Source organism: Vibrio sp. QJM3NY_21 (assembly GCF_057785975.1).
In genome coordinates this window covers 968,212-995,016 of the sequence record NZ_CM173514.1, presented here as the reverse complement: position 1 = coordinate 995,016, position 26,805 = coordinate 968,212, and the positions used below count along the sequence as shown (strand labels likewise).

General features: G+C 40.9%; 18 protein-coding genes. 13 read left to right on the top strand and 5 right to left on the bottom strand.

Annotation, left to right across the window (positions count from 1 at the left end):
- Positions 1–437 precede the first annotated feature (437 nt).
- The 5 genes from AC3CID_RS20085 to AC3CID_RS20065 all read left to right on the top strand — a co-directional run bounded on the left by AC3CID_RS20085 (position 438) and on the right by AC3CID_RS20065 (position 5,870).
- On the top strand, positions 438–2,486 hold the full coding sequence (locus AC3CID_RS20085; protein ID WP_488527300.1) for a M4 family metallopeptidase: 2,049 nt from the start codon (positions 438–440) through the stop codon (positions 2,484–2,486).
- A 200-nt stretch (positions 2,487–2,686) separates the two neighbouring features.
- Positions 2,687–3,064, top strand: coding sequence for a VOC family protein (locus tag AC3CID_RS20080; protein ID WP_488527998.1), 378 nt, complete (start codon positions 2,687–2,689; stop codon positions 3,062–3,064).
- 142 nt (positions 3,065–3,206) lie between these two features.
- Positions 3,207–3,731, top strand: a complete 525-nt coding sequence (locus AC3CID_RS20075) for a hypothetical protein (protein WP_488527299.1) — start codon at positions 3,207–3,209, stop codon at positions 3,729–3,731.
- 382 nt (positions 3,732–4,113) lie between these two features.
- Positions 4,114–4,974, top strand: coding sequence for a delta-class carbonic anhydrase (locus AC3CID_RS20070; RefSeq protein ID WP_237288917.1), 861 nt, complete (start codon positions 4,114–4,116; stop codon positions 4,972–4,974).
- A 269-nt stretch (positions 4,975–5,243) separates the two neighbouring features.
- Positions 5,244–5,870, top strand: a complete 627-nt coding sequence (locus tag AC3CID_RS20065) for a LysE family translocator (protein WP_488527989.1) — start codon at positions 5,244–5,246, stop codon at positions 5,868–5,870.
- Between the two features lie 143 nt (positions 5,871–6,013).
- Here AC3CID_RS20065 and AC3CID_RS20060 read toward each other — a convergent pair whose 3' ends face one another.
- Positions 6,014–6,619, bottom strand: a complete 606-nt coding sequence (locus AC3CID_RS20060) for a short chain dehydrogenase (RefSeq protein ID WP_488527988.1) — start codon at positions 6,617–6,619, stop codon at positions 6,014–6,016.
- 153 nt (positions 6,620–6,772) lie between these two features.
- On the opposite strand from AC3CID_RS20060, the gene AC3CID_RS20055 reads away from it, so the two are divergent.
- From AC3CID_RS20055 to AC3CID_RS20045, 3 genes are all read left to right on the top strand, one after another.
- A complete protein-coding gene (locus tag AC3CID_RS20055; protein WP_488527987.1) occupies positions 6,773–7,657 on the top strand; it encodes a LysR family transcriptional regulator in 885 nt (294 codons plus the stop codon).
- Positions 7,658–8,073: 416 nt separating this feature from the next.
- Positions 8,074–9,600 carry a methyl-accepting chemotaxis protein gene (locus AC3CID_RS20050; RefSeq protein WP_488527997.1) on the top strand — a complete coding sequence of 509 codons (1,527 nt, stop codon included), beginning with the start codon at positions 8,074–8,076 and terminating at the stop codon, positions 9,598–9,600.
- Positions 9,601–9,959: 359 nt separating this feature from the next.
- Positions 9,960–10,523 (top strand): type II secretion system protein, encoded by a 564-nt coding sequence (locus AC3CID_RS20045; RefSeq protein WP_269460864.1) that lies wholly within the window; start codon positions 9,960–9,962, stop codon positions 10,521–10,523.
- 97 nt (positions 10,524–10,620) lie between these two features.
- Here the strand turns inward: AC3CID_RS20045 and AC3CID_RS20040 are convergent, their stop codons facing one another.
- A complete protein-coding gene (locus tag AC3CID_RS20040) occupies positions 10,621–12,003 on the bottom strand; it encodes an MATE family efflux transporter (RefSeq protein ID WP_488527986.1) in 1,383 nt (460 codons plus the stop codon).
- Between the two features lie 391 nt (positions 12,004–12,394).
- Between AC3CID_RS20040 and AC3CID_RS20035 the strand changes: the two genes are divergently transcribed.
- Complete coding sequence (locus AC3CID_RS20035) at positions 12,395–13,024, top strand: hypothetical protein (RefSeq protein ID WP_237288914.1); 630 nt, start codon at positions 12,395–12,397, stop codon at positions 13,022–13,024.
- Positions 13,025–15,396: 2,372 nt separating this feature from the next.
- On the opposite strand, the gene AC3CID_RS20030 is transcribed toward AC3CID_RS20035, so the two are convergent.
- From AC3CID_RS20030 to AC3CID_RS20020, 3 genes are all read right to left on the bottom strand, one after another.
- Positions 15,397–17,433, bottom strand: coding sequence for a DUF262 domain-containing protein (locus AC3CID_RS20030; RefSeq protein WP_102290484.1), 2,037 nt, complete (start codon positions 17,431–17,433; stop codon positions 15,397–15,399).
- On the bottom strand, positions 17,426–18,856 hold the full coding sequence (locus AC3CID_RS20025; RefSeq protein WP_102290485.1) for a DUF262 domain-containing protein: 1,431 nt from the start codon (positions 18,854–18,856) through the stop codon (positions 17,426–17,428). Before AC3CID_RS20025 ends, AC3CID_RS20030 begins: the two co-directional genes overlap by 8 nt.
- 260 nt (positions 18,857–19,116) lie before the next feature.
- Complete coding sequence (locus tag AC3CID_RS20020; RefSeq protein ID WP_488527985.1) at positions 19,117–19,968, bottom strand: WYL domain-containing protein; 852 nt, start codon at positions 19,966–19,968, stop codon at positions 19,117–19,119.
- Between the two features lie 273 nt (positions 19,969–20,241).
- Between AC3CID_RS20020 and AC3CID_RS20015 the strand changes: the two genes are divergently transcribed.
- The 4 genes from AC3CID_RS20015 to AC3CID_RS20000 are packed head-to-tail and all read left to right on the top strand — an operon-like array spanning position 20,242 to position 26,746.
- Positions 20,242–24,009 (top strand): ATP-binding protein, encoded by a 3,768-nt coding sequence (locus AC3CID_RS20015; RefSeq protein WP_488527984.1) that lies wholly within the window; start codon positions 20,242–20,244, stop codon positions 24,007–24,009.
- Entirely contained in the window at positions 24,006–24,647 is a 642-nt protein-coding gene (locus tag AC3CID_RS20010) for a condensin complex protein MksE (RefSeq protein ID WP_061017102.1), read from the top strand. Before AC3CID_RS20015 ends, AC3CID_RS20010 begins: the two co-directional genes overlap by 4 nt.
- The gene (locus AC3CID_RS20005) at positions 24,648–25,886 is read left to right on the top strand and encodes a hypothetical protein (RefSeq protein ID WP_102290488.1); all 1,239 of its coding nucleotides are present in this window, start codon (positions 24,648–24,650) and stop codon (positions 25,884–25,886) included.
- Complete coding sequence (locus AC3CID_RS20000; RefSeq protein WP_171314470.1) at positions 25,886–26,746, top strand: DUF7281 domain-containing protein; 861 nt, start codon at positions 25,886–25,888, stop codon at positions 26,744–26,746. The genes AC3CID_RS20005 and AC3CID_RS20000 overlap by 1 nt, the downstream gene beginning before the upstream one ends.
- Positions 26,747–26,805: the final 59 nt, after the last annotated feature.

The window sequence follows — 26,805 nt, the reverse complement described above, 5'->3', positions numbered from 1 at the left end:
TCTGTTTATTGCTGATATGGGTTGATAAATAACACGTTTCACCAAAGTACCAGCAAGCACTCATCATGGTTATTCTTCGGAAGGTAATCATGGAATTCAAACCGTTGAATTTGTCGACGCTGCGCTTTCGTCGTCGTTAACCAAAAGAGGCGACGAATAATGTTCAATTTTTGGGTTCAGTTCTTTGTATATGGATATAAAAGACATGAGGATAAATTCGTATTTTCTCGTTCTTCTTATTACATTGCTTCAGTTAACCATCAGATTTCACTTACTTTTTTTGACTGCATGTCTCAGTTCGTCCTGCACCAGTAATTATGTTTTGAATTAAGCTCACGTATGCAACTAGGTTTATTTCTATATGTGGAATATCTATCGTTAAGATACGCGCTCATCAAGTTGGTGAATTTGTAAAACATAATTATAAAAGGTTACATATGCGTAGTGCACATTTAATAATGCTATTCCCGATAGCGTTTACTTCTCAAGCTGCTAATGTTGTTGACTATTCGAAGGTTGACTTGTCTAAAGTACTTAATAATACAAAACAAGGGCTTACAGTAGCCAGTGAACCACTGTCTTATCAAGATATAAGCCGAGTAAACACCAATACAACAACACTTTTACGTAAGAAGCAGCTCCATTATGGAATCCCTGTTTATGGACAATCTGTGGTCGTTGATCTTTCTAAGCAAGGTGTGACAAAAGCTGTTGATGGCCAAGTGTTAACCGGTATTGAGTCAGATATTGGTTCAACACTGCCCATGATTAATGCTAAACAGGCAGTTGATATTGCGAAGTCACAACACAAAGGTATTGCCGCAGCTACTATCCGTGACCCTCACACTGAGCTTGTTATTTGGCTTGATGATCAGCAGTCTGCTCGGCTCATCTATAAAATTGATTTCTTACAGACTAAAGGGATGGCTCCTTCAAGGCCGATTACGCTTGTGGATGCTAAATCTGGTGAGCTATTGGAACAGTGGGAAGGCATCGCTTTTCTTGAGGCTGAAGGTCCTGGCGGTAACGAAAAAAGTGGGCGTTATTATTTTGGCTCAAACACACAGTATGGCGGTTTTCAGGTTAACCCGTATTGCCAAATGGACAGCGAGAACGTCGTTACTCTGAACATGAACAATCAGCAAAGCTCTGGGCAGATACATCAGTTTAGCTGTAGCGATAATAATGGCGTGAACGTTAACAATTATCGCGCAGTGAATGGTGCGTATGCGCCGATGAATGACGCTCATTATTTTGGCCAACGTGTATTCGACATGTACCAAGATTGGCTAAATACACGTCCGATTAAACAAAAGCTCACTATGCGTGTTCACTATGGTTCGAATTATGGGAACGCATTTTGGGACGGTCGTCAAATGACATTCGGCGATGGTAACCAATCGATGTATCCGCTAGCGACATGGGATGTGATCGCCCATGAAGTAAGCCACGGCTTTACTGAACAAAACTCAGGCTTAGAATATCGTGGAATGTCGGGAGGAATGAATGAATCCTTTTCTGATGTGGCAGCAGCAGCATTAAGTGAATATGTACACGGTAGCTTCAATTGGAAGATGGGCGAACATGTGATGAAACATAGTGATGCAATGCGTTACTTCATTCAACCAAGCCAAGATGGTGTGTCTATTGACCACGTCAACCAGTACTACAATGGCATTGATGTTCACCATAGTTCAGGCATTTTCAATAAAGCGTTCTACCATTTATCAACAAGCAATAACTGGGGAATTAAGAAAGCTTTTGAGGCCTACGCGACCGCTAACCAACTTTATTGGACACCTAACTCGGATTTCCAACAAGGTGCTGACGATGTCTGCAAAGCGGCCCAAGATCTTGGTTATGAAACCTCTGCGGTAAGGATTGCTTTTAACGAAGTAGGCATTGATGTAGAACACTGTGGTTCTGGTCAGCCTAATCCACCATTACCATCACCAACTTCAGACGTTGTGGACCTAGAGATCAATATGCCAACGCCTATCTTGAGTGACGGCGAGGATCAGCAACAGTTCGTTCTCAAAAACACACCAGCCGATGAGGTATGGGTGCAGACTTATAATGGGTACGGTGAAGTAGATATGTACGTTGCAATCGGTCGACCAGCCACGCTGAGTGACTACGATTGTGCGTCAACTAATCAAGGCAACCGAGAATATTGTGGTCTCAATGGTGTAACGGGCGCTGACATTTACGTGATGGCCTCTGGGACTCAAGGTTCGATGGATGCGTATGTTGCTGTGAGTGCTGACCTAGAAGCTCCTCAACCTGAGCCACAACCAGAACCAGAGCCAGAGCCAGAACGACAAGGTTTGTGCGATAACCTTCAAGAGTGGAACCCAAATTACTATTACCCCGCAGGCACAGCAATTCAATATTATGGCAATAGATTCTCAGCGTCTGCGGATAACTGGGGAGCCGACCCGTTCAACAATTATTGGTACTGGGTATTTGAAGGTACTTGTGACTAGTTAAAACGACTTAAAGTGATTTAAGTTAGCTAAAACCGATGAGAAGGGAGCGCAGTCTGTGCTCCCTTTATTCGTTCAAAGTGAGAAGTGAGGGTGTACGCTTATCTTGTGTTAGCAAATCCAACGTTAGAGTATGTAACTTAGCGTTATTCAGCATTTAATATTCAACATTTAGTAACGACGAGATAAGGATGATTAAATTGGAAATTAGCCATTTGGACCATTTGGTATTAACCGTTAAAGACTTATCCGTGACGGTGGATTTTTATCAAAACGTGTTAGGTATGAAGCCAATCCAATTCGGTGAAGGGCGTTTGGCTTTATCGTTTGGTAATCAAAAGATTAATCTTCATCAAAGAGGTAATGAGTTCGAGCCAAAGGCTGAGTGCGTGCAAGCTGGCAGTGCCGATCTCTGCTTTATTACCAATACGCCCATGATTGATGTTATTGAGCATATCCAAGCGCTAGGAGTCGTGATAGAAGAGGGACCAGTACCGCGAACAGGTGCAACGGGTAAAATCGTTTCTGTCTATGTTCGAGACCCTGATGGGAACCTGATTGAAATATCCAATTACTAGATGTTGGCGAGAGCAAAATACCAGACCGTTTAATAGAAAGTTAATAGCACACCAACTGCCTTTAGAGCCAATAGATGCTGGATGTTGAAAGGCAAATAAATTACAATCGAACAATGTTTTATTAATTCAAACTCTAATCCCTATGCTGAGAAATTTAATCACATTCATCGTTAGCCTATTTCTTTTGACGGCTTGTTCTACAACGAGCAACAATCAACTTGATGATAAGACATTAAGTAACGAAGACACTGTATCTAAAAGTGTAGAGGAAGAGACCAATCTAGACATTAGTACAGAAACAAACTCCGGTACTGACGCAAATGCTAAAACGGGTGATGAGCCTTTATATGATGCTGGTGGCAACGATGATTCTAATGTGCTCCCAAATTCCAAAGCGAACCTAGAACCAAATACGACTTTAGATGTAAATACATCGTCTGACTCAAATGAAGATTCGAATACATACGCTAAGACAGAGCTTACATCAACAGAAACCCCTCAAATAACGGCAAAACACGCGCCCGATGAGCACGATAGTGAAAAGGGCATAGGAAACTATTTCTTGCAAAATAATGAACCAACCAAGAAGGTCATTAAATCGTTAGAGGGTGTGACAGACACATTGAACATTCTGACCTTCGGGATATTTGCGACGGGCCATGGATAAGCAAGTTGGGGGCGAACTCCAAGCTAAACTTTTTAATGAAGCGATGAAGGCGAGCTAAGTGGTTCGCCTTTTTTATATCGCAGCCTAATTAACTCATCGTTCTGTTGGCTATTATGTTTGTTGTTCAATATCCACAGCTCTATCTGATTAAGTCAAAACACAGTCAACTAAAGTAGGAATTTTCTCGTTCTGGAAGGGACTAGTCGTATTTACTGTATTCGACTTGTTATATGCATCAAGGCTTTTAATACTCTTACCCAAAAGTAAGCAATGAAATCTAATCTTGCTAAGACAATGTCTTATATTCACTTTGGAGCATAGTAATATGTTTGTTGTGAAGTTCGATGTTTAGATTAAGTTATCAATATTCTAGGGAAGAGATATGAAGAACAAGAGTGTGTTTTTAAGCGTTGCGATGGTCATGTTATCGGCTCAAGCAAATGCATCTAGCGCGAATCATGAAGCTGTTTCAGATGGAGTTATCGCCGAACAAAGAGCGAACCTTTCTGAAAATACTCAAGGGAAAGGTTTTGGACCGCAAGCCCCACGAGATTTAGACTCTTTAAAGGGAACTAACGCCCGTCTGTTTTCGGATGCGCCAGATTCAACAGCAATGAACTTATGTAATATTCACTTTCACAAGAACGCCGAGCATAAAGGGGGTGAGTTTACTCAATACGCTGGCAATGGTGATGGTAAGGGCTTCCAAAGTGGTTTCAAATACACAGGTAAGCTAAGTGCGGTTGAACTTAAACCATTCGATCAAAAGGTTTGTCCAAGTGATCATGGTTCTCTTCACTCGGGAGATACTATTGAGGTGCATTACGTGTATTCAACGGCGCAAGTTGAACCGGGTGAAACATTGGGCGCTTGTTTTAACGATGCGATTACCAATCCACAATTGCGTGTTGAAACTCAAGTCTATGTATTAGTTAATGACGACAAAGCTCTCGACTTCGAAGCATTAGCGAAACACTCTAAAGTCAACGGTTTAAACCAAGCTCCAAATATTCCACAAAATACGGGGTCAGCGATTCAATACGCAGGCTCTACAACGGGCCCAGGTTACAATGAGCAAGGTTCACCGTTCCAAGTAACATGGAGCGTGAGACCGCAAGTCGCGAAAGTAAACATTGCGACGGTTGGCAGCTGGTGTGAAGGCAATGACTTCAACGAAGATCACGCGCATGGAGTGAGAAACATAGTTGTAAACCCAGAGTTGTTGTCACCAATAGCGAACTAATCTTGTTACGTTGATTTGTAATCAATATTTTTCAAAGGCGAGCCATTAGGTTTGCCTTTTTTGTGTCTTAACGAAAAACGCTTAGTTTCAGTTTCAGTTTCAGTTTCAGTTTCAGGCTTAGGTTAGGCTTAGCGGGGAAATTACGTGTGACACTTATTCAAAACATGAGTTGTGTTAAACGTGCTTAGTCAAAAACGTTCTTTACCCGAATCGAAGCTCCATGATACGTTCATGATCAATTATGTTGGGTTATAGATAAGGACAGTCCAATGTCATTAGAAGGTGCGATTACATTCTTTATTGCCATGTTTATATTTGGTATTACTCCGGGGCCTGGCGTATTTGCCATTTTAGCTCGAGGCATGGTTAACGGTTGGCGAAAGTGCATCACTCTCTCGTTAGGAATGATATGCAGTGATCTTATCTATCTTGCGCTTGCCTGTTTTGGTCTCGCGACGATTGCTGAGAACTGGTCGTTTGCTTTTGAGGTAATTCGCTACGTTGGTGCGGCTTATTTGATTTACTTAGGCTACAAGATGTTTAAGAGCCTACCGGAAGTGCAAGGCTCAGCGGAACTCGCAGCCAAACAAAGTCAGAAATCAGAACTCGCAAGTTTCGCACAAGGCTTTTTGATCTCAGCATCAAACCCTAAAGTGATTCTCTTTTATATTTCATTTTTGCCGACGTTTATTGACCTGACGGTTTTGCAGTCGAAAGATATCATATTGGTTTCTGTTTTGGCGGCTGTTGCGCTGATGTCTGGTTTAATGCTAATTGCAATGGGCGCGGGCAGAATGGCCAGTTTACTGAAAACGCCACGTGCACATAAAAGGTTAAATCAAAGTGCAGGTGGAATAATGATTGCTGCTGGCTCATATTTGGCGATAAATCGATAAACACGACTTTTTAAGCACGACTCTTTAAACAAGAAGGCGAACCGAATGGCTCGCCTTTTTTGTTAGAGAGAAATGGACTATGTGCTTGTAAAAACTATTCGTATAAAAAGCGAGCGCTTATAAACACGGTTCATTTGCTAAATCTAAGCATCTACAAAAATCACTTCACCGGTAATGAAGCCATCGACAGAACGCTCAAATGCTTTACCCACGAGCTTACTTGGGACGGGTTCAAAGCCTGGCATCATTTCACCGTAAACATCCCATGCTTCAGCAAGAACCGTTGGGTTGATTACATTGATACGTGTGTTTCTTGGCATTTCATAAGCGACACACTTTACGAAGGTGTCTATCGCACCGCTGGTGGTTGCGTCTGCAATAGCGAAAGGGATTGGTTTAACGTTCAATATGCCACTAATCAGCGTAAATGAACCACCTTCAGCGATGTACTTTTGGCCGATACGAACAAGGTTAATTTGTCCCATCATTTTGCTCATTACCGTAGTCATCCACTGTTCTTCAGTCATATCTGCAAAGGTATTGTATTCGCAAAGGCCGACGGTGTTCACAACCGCATCAAAGTGTCCCACTTTCTTGTAAAGCGCCTCAATTGATTGTGTGTCAGTGATGTCAACAATATGGTCTACATCGCCAGAGCGACCCGCAGTGATAACGTTATGATTGCCTAAGCCCATTAATGCTGCTTGACCCATCTTGCCACGTGCGCCAATTAGAATGATTGTTTTCATGTTGTTCTCCGATCTGTATATGTTTCGTTTCGATGGAAGAACTTTAACCAAAGAGCCAAACAAGTAGAAACAAAGCTTAGTTGTGAATGTTACTGGTTTTACTTGTTGAGTGTTACACTGACATGGAATCCAACTTCACCGAAGCGAGTGCGTGTGAGCAAACTAGACCGATTAGACATAAAGCAACTTAGAGTTTTCCAAGCTTTAATCCGTGAAGAGAACGCGTCTAAAGCTGCGAATCAATTGGGGCTGACCCAGCAAGCGGTTAGTGAGCATTTGAAGAAGCTGCGAGAAGTGTTCGACGATAGGCTGTTTGTTAGAAAAACCAACGGCTTTGTTCCGACCACCTTCGCACAAGAGTTATCTGTTGGTGTTGATCGTTTACTGATCGATTTCAATTTGTTGTTATCTAGAACAAATTTCGTACCAGAGAAAGCTAACGGGACGTTTGTGATTGCGGCGACGGATTATGCCCAGCAGATCATATTACCAAGCTTAATTGCAAAGCTAAGGGAACAAGCGCCAGAGTTAAAGTTGATTGTGCGTGACTTCGAAATCGACAACCTGCACGAGCTAATGGAAAGCGGCAAAGTTAACTTAGCGATCGCGTTTCCAGACTACATTCCAAGCAGCTACAAAGTAATCAAGCTGTTTGAAGAGCACCATGTGTGTGTTGCATCACCTCATTCTTCAATAGCACAGATCAAGCCTTCATTAGAGGAGGTGGCGACCTATCCAACCATTATTGCTTCACCATCGCGTCCAAACTTCAAAGGGTCGATTGATGAATGGTTTGGTCAGTTTGGGTTAAAGCGTAACGTGGTGGTATCTGCACCGTGTTTCTCTATCGTACCTATGTATTTAAACACTACTGACTCTATTGCTTTCTTACCATCAAGGGCAATCGAAGGGCTGAACTTGGTGACTATTCCAATGGAACAATCACCCGAGAGTTTTGATGTGATAGCCGCATGGCACCCAAGGTATAACGATGATCCGCTACAAAAATGGGTGACGTCTTTGTTAGAAGTCGATTAATGGGAAGAGTGTTTTTGTATCGAAGCGAACCAAAGAAGGCTCTTATTGGGCTGTCTATGTGATTGGATTAGATTAGGTATTTCGACCTGAACCGACGCTACTTTAATTGGTGTTCTTGCACTTATTTGTTCATCGACATTTTTTTCTTCTAACCTGAACTCCAACTACTTGATTTCCAGTTAATTGACCTTTATTGAAGAATTTTACGTGTTGCATAAACGTGATCAATATATGTTTTTTGTATTCTTCGGCTAAAGTTATCGGGCTTTTTACAGATAAAGGAATAGAGGCGAGCTCTAACACGAGATAAAACGTGCGAGCTTTGGTTTCGCTTTTTGAAACCTTTAGAGAACTTTTAACAAACTTGCGTCGAGACAACCTAAATGAAGAAAACAATCCTATTTGCCGTTTTTATTATGTTTGGCATTGCCGTCGCTGCGAGTATGGCGTCAACTTATTTCATTTCAAGCGAAAAAATTGATGAGATAATATTGAATAAATCTCAAGTTCAAGCTGAATTCTTGGCTGGGAATGCTGGGTATATCTTAGAGAATTCGGACAATCCAGTTCAAGATTTACAAAAGCTGGTGGGCGAGCTGAAACAGCGATCTGATGTCACTTATGCCATTGTTATTGATAGTAACGTAAGTGCTATTGCTCACAGCGACAAAAATAAACTGAATAAAGTTTATGAAGATAGCTATACCGTTAAAGGCGCGACCCAAGGCGTACAACAGTATTCAAAATGGTACGCTGATGTTCAACAAGTGTGGGTGTTTGACATCATGGCACCTATCTACGTCAACGGTGAGCTGTACGGTACTTTTGATATCGGTATCCCTATCACAGAGGTTAGCCAAGCAACGAATGGCATTATTAGCTACCAGCTTGCTTCAATGGTTTTCATTTTTGTTGTTTGTCTCGTTGTTCTATCGCTTCTTCTTAGCAAACTGATGCAGCCTCTCTTAGTATTGAAAAACACATTACACGATATTTCTGAAGGTGATGGTGACCTATCAGTACGCTTGCCTATCAAAGGGAATGACGAAGTTGCTCAAATCTCATCGGCTTTCAATGTGTTCGTTGGCAAGGTGCACGAGATTATTACTCAAACAGTGAATACGGGTGTTGAATTAAATAGCACCGCTATTGGGCTTCGTGAGCAGTCACAGCAAGCATTGCAAAGAGGACAAGAGCAGAACGAACAAACCATGTTGGTCGTGACATCTATGAATGAAATGATTGCCACGGTTAATGAAATTGCATCTAGCGCAGCTGGTGCTGCAAGCGCGGCAAACATGGCTGCGAGTGAAACTCAAGAAGGTCATAAGACGATTGAGAAGACCACGACTTCAATTTCGAACCTTGAAGCCGAAATGAATAGTGCTTCTGACATCATTGTTAGCCTTGCTGATAATACCCAGTCGATCGGTACTATTCTTGATGTTATTCGAGGTATCTCTGAGCAAACGAACTTGCTGGCACTTAATGCTGCAATTGAAGCTGCGCGTGCTGGTGAGGCTGGCCGAGGCTTTGCGGTTGTTGCTGACGAAGTTCGTAACCTAGCGACAAAAACCGCGCAGTCTACCGATGAAATTGACACTATGATCAACCAACTTCAAACCGAAGCTAAGAACGCTGTTAGTTCGATGAGTAATAGTAAGAGCTTAATTGAAGAGGGTACGACTGAAACTGAAATGGCTCGCCAAGCTTTGGAAAAAATTTCCACGCAAGTTTTGGCTATTCTTGATATTAATACGCAAGTCGCAACGGCAACGGAGCAGCAGTCAGCGGTAGCGAATGAAATTAATATGAACATGGATACGGTTAATAGCTCAGTCAAAAACGGTTTGAGCGCAAGTGAGAAGTTAGAGCAATCAAGCCAGCAGCTGGCAGAGTTATCACAAGTTCTCGATCGTTATGTCGGTTCATTCAAAATCTAGACTTCCCAACATATCTCTTTGATAGATGTGTTGAGTCTCCAGTTATTTAATAGCGCTTATGTCATACATGAGCGCTTTTTTTTGCGATATGCAGACACAGATACTCCGATAGAGCGCAACAGAAATGAAGAATGTACCTGCAGTGTAATATCGACAATTTAGCTCATTCAAAACAACGCGATCAAATAAGACAGCGCCAACAAGGCGCTAATTTTCATCCTCCCATGCGCAAGGTCTAAAAATCGACTAAACAACAACTCTGACGCGACACATAAGGTGTTCCGCATCTCATCACGATGTATAGTTATTGATAATTCATTCAGTAATTGTATCTTTAGCTGTCAGTTGATGTGGGTGTTATGAAGAAAAACGGATTTACTTTAATGGAATTAATCATTGTGATCGTGATACTCGGAGTATTAGCCGTTACAGCAGCCCCGAGGTTTCTTAATATTCAAGAGTCAGCAAGAGAAGCGGTACTAGAGGGGGTTGCTGGTGCGATGGAAGGCGTTATCACGCAGGTGACTTCTAAGGCCATTATTGTTGGGCTTAACCCGGACGCAACAAACCCAGGTGATCAGAGCAACTATGTGATCGATTTTGGTATCGGCAGTGTTGAAGTTGACTGGGGAACGCTTTGCCCTGAAAGCCGAGGGGAGTCAGGGGATAAATTGAACATGCTCGATTTCCTCACATTGTCAGATGATGACAGTATTATCTCAGATTATGGAAATAGACATACGGTAGTCGGATACAATCAACCTTTTAGCGACGCGGACCTGAACAGCAATAATATTACCGACGATGCCTTACCTTCGGGTTGTTATGTTCTCTATGATTCTTTTGGCGGCAGGACAAGTGGAGACACATGTCCAGTAGATGGTTGTGAGTGTACAGTTCGTGTTATGAACGATGAGTGTTAAACCAAGCACACCAACTGATTTATAGAAATTCAATAAAAAAGCGCGTTATTGCCGAGTAGCAATAACGCGCTTTTTTGTATTAGCTTAATGATTTGTCTTAGTTTACCAATGGAGTACTTGCTGGTGGCAAGCCACGCTTCTTAATCACGTATCGCAAGCGAATTAGCATCAGCGTCGCTGAAACGCTTAATCCCGTTAGGATACCAATCCAAAAGCCTTCTTCACCCATTGCTGGAACAATATGGTCTGTTAGTCCTAGCACCATGCCGAGTGGCAGTGCCAAGCCCCAATATGAAGCGATGGCTAAGATCATTGGGATCTTAGTGTCTTTATAGCCACGTAATGCACCGTTAGCCGATGTTTGTAATGCATCGCTGAATTGGTACATCGCCGTGAAGGTCAACAATACCGCTGCTGTAGCGCTTATTGCAGGGTCGGTGGTGTAAAGCCTAATGATCCACTCAGGGAACAGTAAGAACATCGCTACTGAAAGAAGCGAGATTAATGCTGCAACTAAGATACCGACTTTGCTGCGTTCAATTGCGCCTAGTTCATCTTTCTCGCCTAGTGCATGCCCAACACGAATTGTAATGCCAAACGAGATACTCATTGGAATCACGTAAGTCAGGCTCGATATATTCAGAGCAATTTGCGCCGCTGCCACGTTCTCTGCACCAATACGACCAATCATCAGAGCGATTACCGCAAAGATACTGCCACATACAGCGATGTTCATTCCGATAGGTAAACCTAATCTTAGAAGGTGAAGCATTTCTTTAGCTTTTGGTTTTGCATCGGCAAAGCTAATAATGGTCTTGTAGTGGTGATGACCTTTAATGTAGGAATACAGCATTCCCGACATTAACCAATACACCAAACTTGTTGCCCAACCACAACCTACAGCGCCCATTTCAGGGAAGCCGAACTTTCCGTAGATAAGCACGTAGTTAACAGGAATATTAACCAACAAACCAACCACCGAAATGATCATCGGCACTTTGGTGTTGTTCATACCCTCACAGAAGCCGTTCAAGGTGTAGAACAGAGCAATACCCGGCACACCAAAGGCTAGGGCAAACGCATAGTCACTGCCAATTGGAATGATCTCAGCGGCTACGCCAATCCATTCTAAGATCGGTTTCGCACTCACCAAGTAAGCGATAAGCAGTACGCTCGCGATTAATGCCAACCAAACCATCTGGAAGAACTCGACAGAGATACTTTGAAAGTCGCGTGCGCCGCGGTGGTAAGCGACAACAGGCGTTAACGCCATAATTACGCCACGCAGTAGCAGCAACACAGGAATCCAAAGGCTAGTGCCAAGTGCAATAGCGGCGAGATCGGCAGGGCTTACTTGGCCAGCCATTGTCGTATCGACAAATCCCATCGCTTGGGTAGCTATTTGAGTCAAAATGATTGGAATCGAAAGATGCATGAGCGCACCCGATTCACGAGTAAAAGGACGAAGTTTCGTTAGCATGGAAGTTCACAACACCAATATAAATACACGAATGATGGCAGGATGGCCGGTGTGTATTTTAGGATGTGCCCTGTTGGGCGGGCGACAATATAAACACCTTACCGTATAGGGTCAAGCATTGGATTTATAGAGTTTCACTAGCTTTGAGGTAGGGGCAGATTCTGATGGTCAAAACACAACACCAACTCACGTAACTTATTGATTTATTGTGAATCATGCTAGATGGATAATTTCTATATTTGCCACGCTAATCACTAAGGTTGTGGTATAAGTGATTGTTATGGAAAGACAAAGGCTAGTACAATTGATGGCATAAAGAGCTAGATAGAAATATTCTGTATTTAAATGCAGGATTTTCTGTCTAAGAACTGTTAGCTTTTTTGGAGGTCAATTGGAAGATTTAGTATTAATTTTAAACATTGCTGTGGTGGTATCCATATCCATCGGTGGCTTTCTTGTCAGAAACTACGTTCCCAAGTATTTGTCTGAAAAAGCCAAAAACTTAGCGACAAAAGAAGACATCGGGCAGATTACAGACCAAGTAGAATCCATTAAACGTCAGCATGCCGTTGAACTCGAAAAGGTCAAAACAGAACTTGATGTAAAAGGGGCTCTTCGTCAGTCATTTCAATCTAAGAGCTTGGACGCTCTGACTGCTATTGATGAGTTACTCGTAGAAATTCATTTATACAGTTGGAAGCAACTTGCTGAACGATCACCAAATGAACATTACGTCTGGAGGAATGTCGACACTTTAGCCGACAATCGACATTTTCATTATTATCGTGTCGCTATAGATAAAGTTAAAATGGTTCACGGTCTTTACCTTACTTCAGCAGCAAAGCGAGCTTTATCAGACTTATCTCAATCCATAGGGATGCTATCTAGTATGGAGCTAGCTCTCAACAATGATCCTGACGAAGCAATTTTAGAATCTGCTGTTCCAGGTTATTCGTCAGCGATTGAATCTGTTGAAAAGTGCCGAAAGAAGCTAATGCACGAGCTTGGAGTACAAAGCTAACAAACGGCTATGGCGCCAATAGCTAATTTGGCGCTATCTATCTTTTACATACCATCATTTCTTAGCTTCAAACCTAGTACCGTATCAGCCTCCTACTGCCACAGAGCCAACAGAAACACAAATAACCCAATCCCAAGCGTTACTTTTAGAAGTAAACTAAGAGGGGCTCCACCTTTCGGAGCTTTATTGCAACATCCCATAATCATTTCCTAATTCATCGTGACCGTCATATCACCATAAACCTTTCCCTTACGGTAAGGTCAATGCATTTGTTTACCTTGAATTTCAAATAACAAAAGGCGAACCATTTGGTTCGCCTTTTGTTATGTTTTGCTTCTTAGCACAGCTACGAATTAGTCGTCGCTAAGACTAGATATGCTTGTCGTTGCGCTGAAAACGAATAATATACGTCAACTTTGGTCACTAGGTTTAGTTATTTGTAGTTCATTTTTAATGGCCTACATTAGTGAGTTGTGTCGAATATTTACTGGTTAAACCTATGCGAGAATACTTTTAGCGCGAAAACTATGAAATTATTACAAGCGATTTTAAAAATTATTAATATTTAATATGACAGTTTAATTAAAAGGAGTGCACACAGTGAGGGATAGTCTGGTTCTAGAGGGGAATAACGTTTTTAGGAAATCGTGGACTGCGTATATAGACCCGGTACTAACTTTAGTTATCCTTTTTATCATAGTGTATAACTTTCCTTTGATTTTCAGGCTATTCCCTCGTGACCACCATGAATCTATACTTATTGTGGTTATTGCTTTTTTAGTCGTTTATATATTTAGAATAATATTTAAAATATTTAAAATAAGGAGCGTAAAGATTTATATCAATGAGTCGGGGGTGTGGTGTTATTCTGGAATATTTCCGTGGAGTAAAGGTACATATGGAGTTAAGTGGTGTAATTTTGAACAGGCTGTATGTTGCCAGAATTTTTTCAACTGGTTATTTAAGTCGTATACTATAAAAATTAGCCAGCGGTTTACCCAAAGTAGTGAAATCGTGTTATCGCATATGAGGCATGGAGATGTTGTCACTGCAGTTATAAATAAATATAAAAAAAATGTCTTGCATGATAGGAATGATGTGCGACGAGAACTTACGGATTAACCGTTCTATGCTAGCTTTTAGTTTATTTGTGTTTAGCAACAAAATACAACCCTATTAGTATAATTCAGCGCTAAAGTTAGATTAGTTAATAATTAAAATCTAGGATGTCAAAAAAGCGAACCAAGTGGTTCGCTTTTGTTTATCTAAAATCTACTGATCACAGATAACTAAGATGGAAACTTGCTACCTTTCTGTATCAATCGTTTGGAAGTCACGTTAAGGATAACCAAGTTGGAAACTTTTGGTAATTTGGAAGTCTGGTTGAACTTCGTAGCGATAACTAAAATGGAAACTAGGAGGGTAGTAGTGATTAGTCTGTTTTAGCTTCCATACAGCGAACCGCCACTGTTTGATATAGTTAAACATCATTGAGAAATGGCCTGCAAGAGCTTCATTTTTTGTGGCACTCTCTTTCAAACCTCTTATTCTGATGTTTTCGCAAACTAGCTTCTTAATCTGATACTTTTCCTTTTGGCTGCATTTACTCTGATGTTTTTCGCAAACTAGCTTCTTAATCTGATACTTTTCCCTTTGGCTGCATTTACTCTGATGTTTTTCGCAAACTAGCTTCTTAATCTGATACTTTTCCTTTGGCTGCATATAATCTGATGTTTTTCACAAGTTAGCTTATTAATCTGGTGTTTTTGCTAGTTCGGTTCATTAAGTGGTCATGAAATGATCATAAGAAAAGAGTTTTGAATGCTGAATCAGTAGTAAGCCCCTATAGATCAGAGACTAGCTGCCGCTAAGATGTTTGACTAGCCTTACAGGAGCAGAGCACCAGTTAGATTTCGGGTCACCTAGTCACCTCCGAAGGCTGTCTTTTAATTGGAATTATGTTCTTAAAAACAACATTATGCTGAGAAAAGTAGATAAACTTAAATCAACTAACTCCTCTTATATTAGAGATCAAAATCTGTAAACAAAAAAAACGCCCCCACAAGTGAGGGCGTGATATCACCGAATTACCTTTTGTATATACGCTTTTCGCAGTCGCTCTAACTTTAAACCTCTCCCGAAGTACCTACATTAATTCGGCGATAGAGCGGGTGGAAGGGATTTTTCAATTCGACTAATCCTTCTCTTACCTAAGCCTATTGTAGCCAAAGTCCCGCTTGTAAACCATGATTGAGGCGAAGAATACTGAAATGACCATTTTCAGGTGAAGCTTCTACGCTTAATAAGCTCCTACTTGATAGCCTGTTTGTCTATCTAAAAGGAGTCAACTAAGTCTGTGGCGATTGTCAACATTACTCATAGCTAAACTCCTTTTTCGAGTCGTCAACTAAGACGCTTAACATATCTTGTTCGTGTGCGGAAATTTGAGCATCGCTCCACTCGTTAGCGCTATTCATTGCCTTAATCATTTCATACAGCTTAAGGGTATCAATGCTCTTATCTGCGATGGCTGCTTTGAAATGATCGCGTTTAGCAGTTGGTAGTAAGTTGCTCAATTTTGAATTTTTACTGTGGCTAATTAAACATAGATTACCAAAACGATGTAAAACATTACCAGGCAGGATGCGATGCCCATCAAGAGGGTGCTGTGGATAAAAGTGTTCTACAGAACTTCGAAAGGTAAACTCAAATTGGGAGATAACACTATCCATCGCATTTTGTATGCCATCACACCAAAGCAAATAATCGAGATAGTTAAACACTAAGTTATTTTCAATTACGCCATAGCGTAGCTTTTTCATTGCTTGTTGGCTTGTCGAATCAAATTCGGAGTAGCCCTCATTTTTATAAATCATGTGGTAATAATCTGAGGGTTCCACACTTAAAAATCGACCATATACAAACTGGCGAGCTAGGTTTTCTAGTTTCTTCAAGTATTGGCGAGGAGTAACTCTGTCCATACTGAATAAATGGAATAGTGCGCCATTTAGCCAGTGCTTATAAACGAGTGTGGGTGTTGAAACGTGTAATGCACTTAACAACATTAAAACCTGACGGTTTATCCCTTCAAAACCATCTTCATCATCTTGCTCTTTGCTGTCATCAAAGGTATTGATATAGCTTTGGCTTTTAGCATTGTAAAAGTGTAGCTTCTTCAAACTCCACTTATCTTTGCCATCACTAAATTCGCGCTTAATGATGTATTGGTCAAATAGGTATTTGCACTTGAGTAGTGCAAATGCAAAGTCTTTTACTGCTTTGATTTTGTTATTATTATCATTTAAATAGGCATCAAACTGCTCTAACAAACGTTTGTCGTCTAACGCGATATCTTGCTCGGTTAAAACCCTCAAAACATGGAGCAAGAAGTTTGAAAAGTTAATCACACTATTAAACCGCTCTGGTGTTAGCGTAATATCAGTACCAGAAGGCGATAGCGGCGGCTTGGCTAGTATGTCATTGAGCGAAAGCGATACACTTTTAGTTTGCTCGTTTTGTTTTGTTGCTACATTTTCAATAGTCGCAGCTAACTCAGCGTAGTTTGTTGGTGTAAATTGCCCCCAATCCTCTTTACCAAATATATTGTGCCTCTCGTCTGGGCTAAAACCATACTGAACATAACGTTCCATATTGGCGGTTGCGTCCCACACTTTACTGAGTAGAAGTACGTGTTGTGCTCTCTCATCTTGGTCTTCAATGTTATTGAATACCGACATTAACCTTGCTTTAACCACTTCGTGTTTTTCAAGTTGTTCACCTCGATTGTTCATAACCTCAAAGTAATGGTTCAAATCAGTATCTTTAGGAACAAAAACACGTGCTATTTCTACTTTTTCGAAAAGGTAATTGCAGAACCCTTGAAGCTTATCGCCTAAAGCTATCAACCCTTTCTCAAGAAGTGCGTAACCATTTACTACATCAAGGTTATAGTCATCGGTTTTCAAGTACTCTAAGGCCACACCCTGTATCAAGCTAGCAAAGGTATCTGACGATTTCTGACGGCTCTCAAAATTCAGGTTTGCCACGTCATACCAACTCATATCGACAACAGTTTTACTTGCGGAAGATAAGCGTTTGAGTGCAAAAATGAGTAAAGTGAGCGTGGTAAAACGTTGCTGACCATCAATCACTTCAAAGTTGCCATCCTTGCGCTCAAATACCACTAAAGTGCCAATATAATAGGATTGATTAGGTTTATTTTGTTGGTAGTCCAATACGTCTTGTATTAACTGGTTGATTTCACCCTCACCCCAAGCGTAGTTACGTTGGTACATAGGTACTAAATAATGGCTAGTATCACTTAATAGTGCTTTAACGTTATAGTTTTTAATTACTGTACTAGTGCTTTGATTACTGCGCTGCATTTGTGGCGTTTGCTTGTTACTCATAGTACTTCATTTCCTTAAACAGTTCGGTAATCTCAGCAAGTTTAGTTCCCTTACAATCTGATGCCTTAAGTGTCATTAGCGGCCAACTTAAAACATCACTTGGCTGCACTGCTTGCTTGATGCGCTCGAACACATTTTGCGTGAGTGCATGTTTATCCATTCGCTCTATACCGACTACCTGCATTTGTAATCGGCAGCTATATGCCCAAATAAATAGCTTTTCTATGGCCTGTGAGAGTTCATGTGCACCAAACTTGTCTAAATAGAAAATCACCGCGCAATCAAACAGAGTACGAACATAACCATCACCTGTGCGGGTGCGAGAACCGTAGGTATTAAGAGTATGTAGAACCTGACAAGCTAAAGGCTCTAGGTCGTGATCTAATATGCGTATAGCTTGTTTTGAATCTATATTTTTCTCTTTTATTGGATAGCTACGCTCACCACTAACTATCTCAGCAATCTTATGTTGATAATGACTGGTCATTTCAAAAAATCGCCTGCCGTTGATAATCATCTGGTCAAGATGGAATGGAAAACTCATATGCTGATGGTCAATATAACGTTGGTACTGGCCGTTATACTCATCAACAAAATGGTGAGAAATACGAAGTGGCTCAACGTAAGGGTAAAGCCCAACCTGATCAAGGTTCACCCCTTTGAATAGACTCACTTGTGATTTATTAAAATACTGTGCCGATTTACCCTGTGCCCAGTTGCGAATACGGAATAAATAGTTGGCAAACAGCCGTGCTAATTGCTCGCTCTCCAAGCTTTCCCAATGGCTCACTGAGTTGGCCTTTAAATCCACTTCACTTTGCGAAAACTCTCGCAAGTGAAAGGCTTTTAATAAATCGTGTGGGTCTAAATCTCTGCCTCTGGCATTTTGCGAATCAAAAAATTGAAACGCTTCAGATATATCGTCCAGAACAAAGGTAACTACTTCACAGCGGTTCAAAAGAAATTCAATATCTGCTTCAGTAAAATCACAGCGTGCCATCGCACGTTTTGCCGCCATAAAGTTTTGATGCAAATTTCGATGTGAAATATCACTATTGAAGGTTTGTCGTTTTAAAAAGGCATTTACAGGTTCTTTAAGGGAGATAAGTGTTTCTTTAACATCTTGGCGCTTTAAGCCTGCTAAGCGTTCTTCTAATAGGGCTTTTACCAGAAGCACCAGCGTTAGTGTGCGTTGCTGTCCATCAACAATATCAAGCTTTTCTGAGTATCCATCTGAGTGTTTGTGAAACACTACAGAACCCAAACGGTAAGCTGATTTTTTTCGATACACCTTTAAGTCATTGAGTAAATCAGCCAAGTTTTCTTGCGACCACTTATAAGGTCGCTGGTAGGCAGGAATAGTTAAGTGAGGTAAAGACAACAGCGTCTTTACCTGAGTAACTTGTTTGTCTAAATTGTCCATAGGCGTTATTCCTTACGCTTTACCAACGGTTAATCACATTGCATAAACAATTTAAATTGTTTCATATTCTGCGACAATAGCTGCCCCTATCGAGGTCGATTATAATCGGATGAAAAGGTACAGTGTTTTTGGGTATCTAAGCCTAGGCTTATTAAAAAAAAAAATCAATGACTTCTATGTCGATGCCTAATTTTCAAGAGATTCCAAATTTTCGAAGCTGAATGAAAGAGCATTTGTAACCATTGGGTTGTTACCATCTTTCAATACCCAGGAACTAAAGCCTGAATAGAATCTACATTTTCTAGCTCGTGCCTATTCATCAACTGCAAGTTGAAAGCATGCGGCGGCAAAGAAGCATCAGGCGTACAGTCTACGTGAAGATCATTGAGCACGTAGCCCGCTAACGCTTCATTGATTGTAATGTTTCGCACGTATTGACCTTGCATACCAAGATCAATGGCTAAGTCATTTCTATTTTCATGCTTAGAGTGTGGTGCAACACTTAAGACGACATCACGGTTCCAAAGAGAATCGTCTTCTATAGTCTTGTCGTATGAGCTGTCAGTTTGCTCAGCTTTAAGAATGCGACTGATTCTAAAGCACAGGAATTTACGTCTTTTACTATCCCAAGCACGGATGTGCCAAGCCCCAAGTCCTTTGAATAGAGAATGAGGTGTAAGGGTTCTAATTTCGGTGCTAGTTGAGGAGCTGTACAGGACAGAAATACAGTGTTTATTCAGGATCGATCTTGTGACTTGAGAGACGATATCAATTGTTAGCGAATCTAACACTGTCGCGAAGCTGCTTACACCATAAGTTGTTACTGGAATAGAGTTTAGTTCCTGCCCCCACGCGATTAACCTAAGAGCGGCTTCTGGTTCATGCTCAAAAGCAGGGCTAAACGATGCTGACCTCATATATGCTCGCATGCTTTCGTTGAAAACCGTGTTTTTGGGAAAACGCTCCTTGTAAGAGTTAAAAGAGCGGCTTGCTGTAGCAACGGCAATATCACCGTGCTGAATAAGGTCGGAGCGATTCACTTTCCCGAAGAAGCAAAGATAGAAATCAATAAGCCTTAGTCGTTTTGTTTGTGGAGATTCAACACAACGCACAATGATTACCCTTATCAAAATGAACTGTACTAATTTACTCTAACGAATCTTTTGATACCAGTGTAATATAAAATCAGTTGATTATCTGACCGCTAGTAGACACGTTACACTCGGCTCTTATGGGTGTTGAGGCATTTCTCTTTTAAAATGTCTCTTAACTCTAGTGGAAGTTGGAAGCGCAAATAACGGATTAACTTAATGGCAGCCGAGTCAGTAAGTTTGTTGTAAATCATTCACTAGCCGAGGGGTTGAGAATATCTCTACCGCACTGTAATGAAAGAAATAAATAAAACTGAAACGAAGAGTTCAAAGCTACTAGGAATCATACTTTTTCACTCATTTATCCCTGGAAAGTTATTCAAGGTCAAAGCTATTGGGCATAGCAACAATACAGGTGATAACGGAGCTGGCAAGTCTACTTTATTAAGCTTATTGCCTGCGTTCTATGGAGCCGATCCAAGTAAACTGGTGGACAGACAAGCGGATAAAGTTTCCTTCGTTGATTACTATTTACCGACTCCAAAATCTGTCATCGTGTTCGAATATGAAAAGCTTGGTGAGAGAAAGTGCTCTGTAATGTATCGGAATGGCTCCAGTGTCGCCTATAGATTTTTGACGGGAACCGCTGAACAATTGTTTTCTCAGCATTTGTACGACGAGCTGATTAAGCAAGGAAGTGAAACTCGAACATGGCTTAAAAACGTTGTGTCTCAGTCAATGTCGGTAAGTTCGCAAATAGAAACCAGCGTCGATTACCGCTCAGTAATTCTAAATAACAAAAAGCGTTTGGCCCATAGGCACCGTGCGGGTAAAAACTTAGTTGCAATCGCTCATGAGTACTCGTTGTGTTCTGCGAACCATAGCATGAATCATATCGATATTTTGACAGCGACAATGATGCGCCACAAGAAAATGTTGAGTCGTTTTAAGACGATGATTGTAGATTGTTTCTTGAACAATACATCGATGGACGATGTCCCATATAAGAAAGAGTATATCAACCTAGCAAATAGCCTAGACGTATTTGTTCAACTAGACACTAAAAAGGGCAAGTTCGATGAAGCAGTTGCAAGTAAAGACAGCCTTGAAGAGTACATCAAGCAATTAAACTCGTACCGAGCTCAAATCTCTTCTTACTTGCATCAACTGGCATTTAGTGACACTCAGTTGTCAGACAAGATTCGTTCGCAGAAGGTGCTGTACAGCTCGTTAGTCGGTGAGAGGAAAGGCCATCTTCAAAAGCTCGACACTGAGTTAAGCATCCATCGAACTGAGTTTGAAAGGAAATCCAAGGTTATTGATGCTATTTACAATAAGCGTGACAAGTATGAAAGTGAAGATGATATTTTAGGAAAAATCACGTTTTACAATAGCTTGAGCGATATGCTGAAGGAAGCGGAATCGGCCCAGAACCATTACGACAATCTACTGGAAGATGTACAAACAGAAGAAAGTACATTTAACGCTCAGGTTCAAAAACTGGAACTCGAATGTTCGGATTTCCGCTCTCGCAAGCACCAAGAAATCAATGGCATACTTAAAACTAAGGAAAAGATATTCGAGCACAAGTCTGACCGTATAGAGGCGATGCAAAGTGACCTTCACCTTGAAAGAAAAAGGTTGCAAGATGAGTTCGATGAACAGTCTGAAAAGATAAGACAAGAACAAGTTCGACTTGCAGTTCTTGAAGGACAATCTCTTGAGTTCACACAAGAACAAAAGGGTGAATTACGTAGTCTGGAAAATGATCTTGAGGGTAAGCGCCAAGACCTTAGTGCTTCGCAAAGTGTAGTAATTCATTTAAATGAGCAACTTCGTCAAGCAACCAAAACTCATGAGGACAGTCTATCGGCTTACCATGCTTGTAGGGATGAGCTGAAAGAAATCTCAGATGAAATCATTTCTGTAAGTCGTGTATTGTTGCCTACAAAAGGGTCACTCAACGAGTTTTTAGAACAGAAAGTGCCTGATTGGCGTTGCAATATAGGTAAAGTAATCGCCCCTAACTTGTTAAATTCAAAGAATCTAAAGCCAATTTTTGACCTCGATACGACTGAGTCAATGTTCGGTCTTCATCTGGATCTTGATTCAATTGCGCTTCCTGATTTTTGTCTTAGTGAAGAAAAGCTTTTAGAGCGTCTAGATACTTTAAAAATTAAAGAGTTGGAAACAGAAACACGCGAAGAGAAAGCTAAGAGTCGAGCCAAAAGTGATGAGCAAGAAACAGAGAATCTTCAGAAAGAAGTGAAAATTCAGAGTCAAAGATCAAAAGTCTTTGAGGATGAACTGAGTAAGCTTAGCCTCCTAAAAGATCAAAAAACAGGCCAGTTTGAAAGTGATGCTGAAAGTCGTACATACGAAGTTAAGAAACAAAAAAGCGTACTAGAGTCTGATTTTTTTACCATTAAGTCCGAGTTGAAAGCAAACCTTGAAAACGAAGAACAGCGCCACCAACAGGAGCGTGTTCAGGTAAAAGCTAATTTTGACTATAGGTTGTCAGAAGAAGACGCGAAAAAAAGTGCTATTGAAGCTTTGATCAAAGATAAAGAAACGGTCACTTCAGACAGAATCAGAGACTGCAAGTTAGCGTTCAACCATGCGTTGATGAATAAAGGCGTAGATCCAGTCAGCATCGAGAGTGCCAAGTCGAAGTGGTGTGCGCTCGAACGCCAGTGTGAGGAGATCAAATCTTTTCAAGCTTTAATTATCGACTACCACACTTGGCTCGAAGCAGAATGGAAATATATTGATACTTATAATTCTGAGAAGCTGGATTTAGAGCGACAGATCGCGAGAGGCGTTGCGAAGAGAGACGATTATGAAAAATCGGTGGGCAGAAAAATCGATGACGTAGCGACTTCAATTAAATTGGATGAACAGGAGCTAATTTCAGTCAAGGAGGCTATAGGGCAGCTTACAACTTGTACCAATAACTTGGAAAAAGCAGTCGATGAATCAGATTTAGCTAGCTTAGAAGATGTATCTGTAGATTTAGAGTTTCATTCTGTTGAGCATGCCGTAAGTCTAGTGACAGACAAAATCACTGCTATTAACACGCTTAAGAAAGAAATCGTTAGTAAAGTAAAAGATGTAAGTAACACAATCTTAGGATTGGACGACAACAATGAAATAAAAATGATGTGGGAGCAGATGCGCTCTGCGACCATGACGAAGCTTTCAGAAAATTATGACTATGCTATCAACTACGATAGTCCTCAATTTTCCCTTGCTTGCTTGGGAGACCTTGAAGAGCTTGTCCTAAACGTGATTCCAGATGTTAGGGACGTTAAAATTGAAACTCTTCGTTCAATCTCGACTCAGGTTTCTAACTACCACCAAACCCTTAAACAGGTGAATAGTAAAGTAGATTCAGTTTCGAGCACTTTGGACAAGTCGATTGAAACAGGCAATCCTTTCCCTGCTATCGACAGCATACACATCAAACTATCAAGCAAGATCCATACTTTTGATCTTTGGAAAGACCTCAATCTCTTTAGTGTAGAGTTGGATAGATGGTCAGGCGAAACCTCAAGAGGTCTACCTTCCAAAGCGTTTCTTGCTTCTTTCAAGCAATTGTTGGCTTCATTTAAAGAGGCTCAGATATCTAAGAACCTAGAGTCTTTGGTCGAGATGGAGATAACGATTGTTGAGAATGGACGCCCAGCAGTGGTTCGAAATGATGAAGATCTAGAAAAGGTCGGCTCCGAAGGGATTTCCAAACTAGCTATTATCGTTGTTTTCTGTGGGATGACTCGATTCTTGTGCCAGGATGAAGACGTTGTTATTCACTGGCCGCTAGACGAATTAGGGAAAATCTCTATTTCTAACTTAGCTATTTTATTCGACATGATGGCTCAAAAAGGTATTTGCTTGTTCACTGCTCAACCAGATCTGCATCCAGCCACTTACAAATACTTCGCGACTAAAAATCACATAGTGAAGAATGTAGGTGTTAAATCATTTATTGGCGGACGTAGAAGCAAAGTCAATCCATTGCTTTCTGAGTCGAAGCAAAATCAGTCTATAGAGGTGGTTGAATGAATAAGTTCGAATCGGTTTTCCGACTGCTCATGAGTAAAAAAGTGATCTGTGAGTATGCGACTCCTATTGAGTACACATATTTATCCGATACCAGAAATCGAAGTGACATGAACCAATACTTGTCTCGAATAAGTATGACAACAGTCGAAACACAAGACGGGCTAGGTTTTTACTGTGGATACGAGAACATAGATAACACACGTAAGAAAAACGAAGTTCTCAAAGACTTTGAAGTTTTTTCGCAGACAATGGAAGGGATAATAGCTTGGCTAAAGCTAGCCCGAAATATTGACTCAGACTCAAGACCTATAATGGCTGGTGGCAAACTATCGGAGTCAGAGTTACTCGCAGCAATAGAGGAAAGTAACTCTCTTCAAAATCAGCTTGATCATATTGCACATAAACTTAAAAGAGCTCATAAAAGCAAAGAGAGTAAAACGAAGCTGAGGTCGATCTTAGATTACCTTGTCCAAGAAGGATACTTTGTATCTCCATCCTCAACTGGTTCTCTTTTTATTGCTACAGCGAAATGGTCGCTGCTTTATGAGACTTTGGAGTTTATCGCTACTAATGAAGGGATGCTGGAAATCGAAGCTGATGCTGAAAACCAACTAGATACTCAAATGGGGTTAATTTAGATGTCTCGACAGGTGGAGTCAAAAGAAGCTGTACGAGCGCTGAGTACTCATACTGAGGTAGTAGACGAGGCTTGCTATGAGCATGCTGGAGTACTTCATTATAGTGAAAGCAATAAGGCTGCAATCGCTGCGCTTACAAAGCATCAGTTAGCGTATGACTTAGATGATGAACATGGAGTCCAAATCCATTCGTCTGTTAAGCGTTTACTAGATAGGGTGACTAGCCGTTATAGATTCAGAGAACGTCATGGTGAGTTTTCTAATCAGATTGAAAATTTGGACTATGCCGTTGATAGTTATAGACGAGTTAAGGATTTCAATGATGATAAAAAACAAAACTATTTAGATGAAATTCGAGAGATAACCGTCGAGATAAATGACGCCTTGGTTGAGACTGTGTCTTCTTTTCATAGGATCGTTGCGGATGAATTTAGCATGGTCACGGATGTTGATGACAAAATTCGCCAAATCGGTCGATGCAAACGTGAGATCGGTAGAATCAATGATATCTTCGAGCACTTAAGTGTGAAAAAGCTTAGGGAGTGGGTACAAACTGATATTCATCTTGAGAGAATCCTTCTTAAGGTACTTAAATCTAAAATTGATCTAGCATTGAAGGATTTAAATGTATCAAACAAAAAAATGGTCGATATGTTGGCAAAGCTTCAGCGAGATAAGAAATCGTCCAAGCTTAATCGTATTATTGATGTTTTTGCAATTAAATTCCAAGATGACAAAACCTTCTCTCCATCCATAGATTCAATTGAATGCTTGCCTGACTGCTTGTCTCAGGTTTCGGAAACGGAAGTACGAGCCTATGGAAATACTAACAGTGAGATCCAAGCTGATGACTTAATCGATTTGGCAGTGAGGGCTCTTGCTAGCGGTGAGCGGAAGAAAGGTAAAGCTTCAGATTTAGACAGTATCGAAGTTATGGATGTCCGTGAAGATGAGGAAGAGTTTGAACTTAATGAGGTAGACGAAGCGTTGGAATTAATGTTTGAGGCTATAAAAACTGATCTGAACATTCTCCCTCTGTCTGCTGCGCAAAGCTATATGATGTTTGACCTTAATATAGAATTAGAAGACTGGCTTTTATTGGTCGATGGATACATTAGTGCGCAAAAAATTGGTTTGAAGAGCATTGTCCAAATCAAGGAAGAAAGAGAAGTAATACTTCCTTATGACGGTAATGTGATTATTAGTGACATTGTTTTTGAAGCAATCGGTGGTGCTTAATGATGTTATCTCGATCGTTAATTAATGCAGCTAAGAGGATTGTTGCCAGTTCTAGGGAGAGGATATCTGCCAACAAGTCCAATACTGAAGTTTGCAGACTCGTGGAAGTAGGGACTGTCAGTGGCAATTCAATTCTCGTATCCCGCTCCGAATTGAGGGAAATTGATAATTATTTTACTTCTGCATTGGGGCAAAATTTATTGACCTTTCAACAGTGTAGTAATTCAAGATTGGACGCAGCAGGCCCTAGTATTAATGAGAAATCAGCTAAAGGTGGTGTATTTCAGCAACTAATTAGCTTAGCTGGTAATGTGAATATCCCGTTAAAGAACCAGCCAGATGTACTGAAAGAAGCTAGCTATATTGTTTCTGTAGAATTGGATGACCTTGATTTCCAGCGTTTTAGCCGTGTCCTCATTATTGAAAATGGTGAACTTATTGTTCGATGGAGAGATGTCGTACACTCTTTACCTGTGGAATGGCAATCCGCAGTGCTCGTCTACCGTGGTCACGGAAAGAACCAAAAAGACCTACCTACCATGATTGAGTGCTTTGACAGCAATGATGTTGAGGTGGGTTTTTTCTTTGATTACGATCCAGCAGGCTTAGACATGATCGACCAACTAAGTAATGATAAACACTATTGGATTGTACCTGTCGAAAATCTGGAGTTGTTCCAAAGTATCAACAAGCTAGATGAATTTTTGAAGCAACTAGAACAGCTTGATAGGCTAAAGAACAGAGTTGTTAGCGCATCAATCCGAGAGCATTTAACCTTCATTGAGGAGAATTCACTGGCAATAACTCAAGAGCACTTGATTAGAAATCAGTGTTCTCTAGTAAGTTGTAATCTCAAGTAGTCAGTTACTGTCCGTAAATCGGGCTAAACAAAAAAGCGAACCAAGTGGTTCGCTTTTGT

What these genes read in the sequence shown, in the direction of transcription:
- AC3CID_RS20045 (WP_269460864.1), top strand. Translation starts at nt 9,960, where the DNA reads ATGAAGAAAAACGGATTTACTTTAATGGAATTAATCATTGTGATCGTG.
- AC3CID_RS20065 (WP_488527989.1), top strand. Translation starts at nt 5,244, where the DNA reads ATGTCATTAGAAGGTGCGATTACATTCTTTATTGCCATGTTTATATTT.
- AC3CID_RS20005 (WP_102290488.1), top strand. Translation starts at nt 24,648, where the DNA reads ATGTCTCGACAGGTGGAGTCAAAAGAAGCTGTACGAGCGCTGAGTACT.
- AC3CID_RS20085 (WP_488527300.1), top strand. Translation starts at nt 438, where the DNA reads ATGCGTAGTGCACATTTAATAATGCTATTCCCGATAGCGTTTACTTCT.
- AC3CID_RS20025 (WP_102290485.1), bottom strand. Translation starts at nt 18,856, where the DNA reads ATGGACAATTTAGACAAACAAGTTACTCAGGTAAAGACGCTGTTGTCT.
- AC3CID_RS20010 (WP_061017102.1), top strand. Translation starts at nt 24,006, where the DNA reads ATGAATAAGTTCGAATCGGTTTTCCGACTGCTCATGAGTAAAAAAGTG.
- AC3CID_RS20030 (WP_102290484.1), bottom strand. Translation starts at nt 17,433, where the DNA reads ATGAGTAACAAGCAAACGCCACAAATGCAGCGCAGTAATCAAAGCACT.
- AC3CID_RS20040 (WP_488527986.1), bottom strand. Translation starts at nt 12,003, where the DNA reads ATGCTAACGAAACTTCGTCCTTTTACTCGTGAATCGGGTGCGCTCATG.
- AC3CID_RS20015 (WP_488527984.1), top strand. Translation starts at nt 20,242, where the DNA reads ATGAAAGAAATAAATAAAACTGAAACGAAGAGTTCAAAGCTACTAGGA.
- AC3CID_RS20050 (WP_488527997.1), top strand. Translation starts at nt 8,074, where the DNA reads ATGTTTGGCATTGCCGTCGCTGCGAGTATGGCGTCAACTTATTTCATT.
- AC3CID_RS20070 (WP_237288917.1), top strand. Translation starts at nt 4,114, where the DNA reads ATGAAGAACAAGAGTGTGTTTTTAAGCGTTGCGATGGTCATGTTATCG.
- AC3CID_RS20075 (WP_488527299.1), top strand. Translation starts at nt 3,207, where the DNA reads ATGCTGAGAAATTTAATCACATTCATCGTTAGCCTATTTCTTTTGACG.
- AC3CID_RS20000 (WP_171314470.1), top strand. Translation starts at nt 25,886, where the DNA reads ATGATGTTATCTCGATCGTTAATTAATGCAGCTAAGAGGATTGTTGCC.
- AC3CID_RS20060 (WP_488527988.1), bottom strand. Translation starts at nt 6,619, where the DNA reads ATGAAAACAATCATTCTAATTGGCGCACGTGGCAAGATGGGTCAAGCA.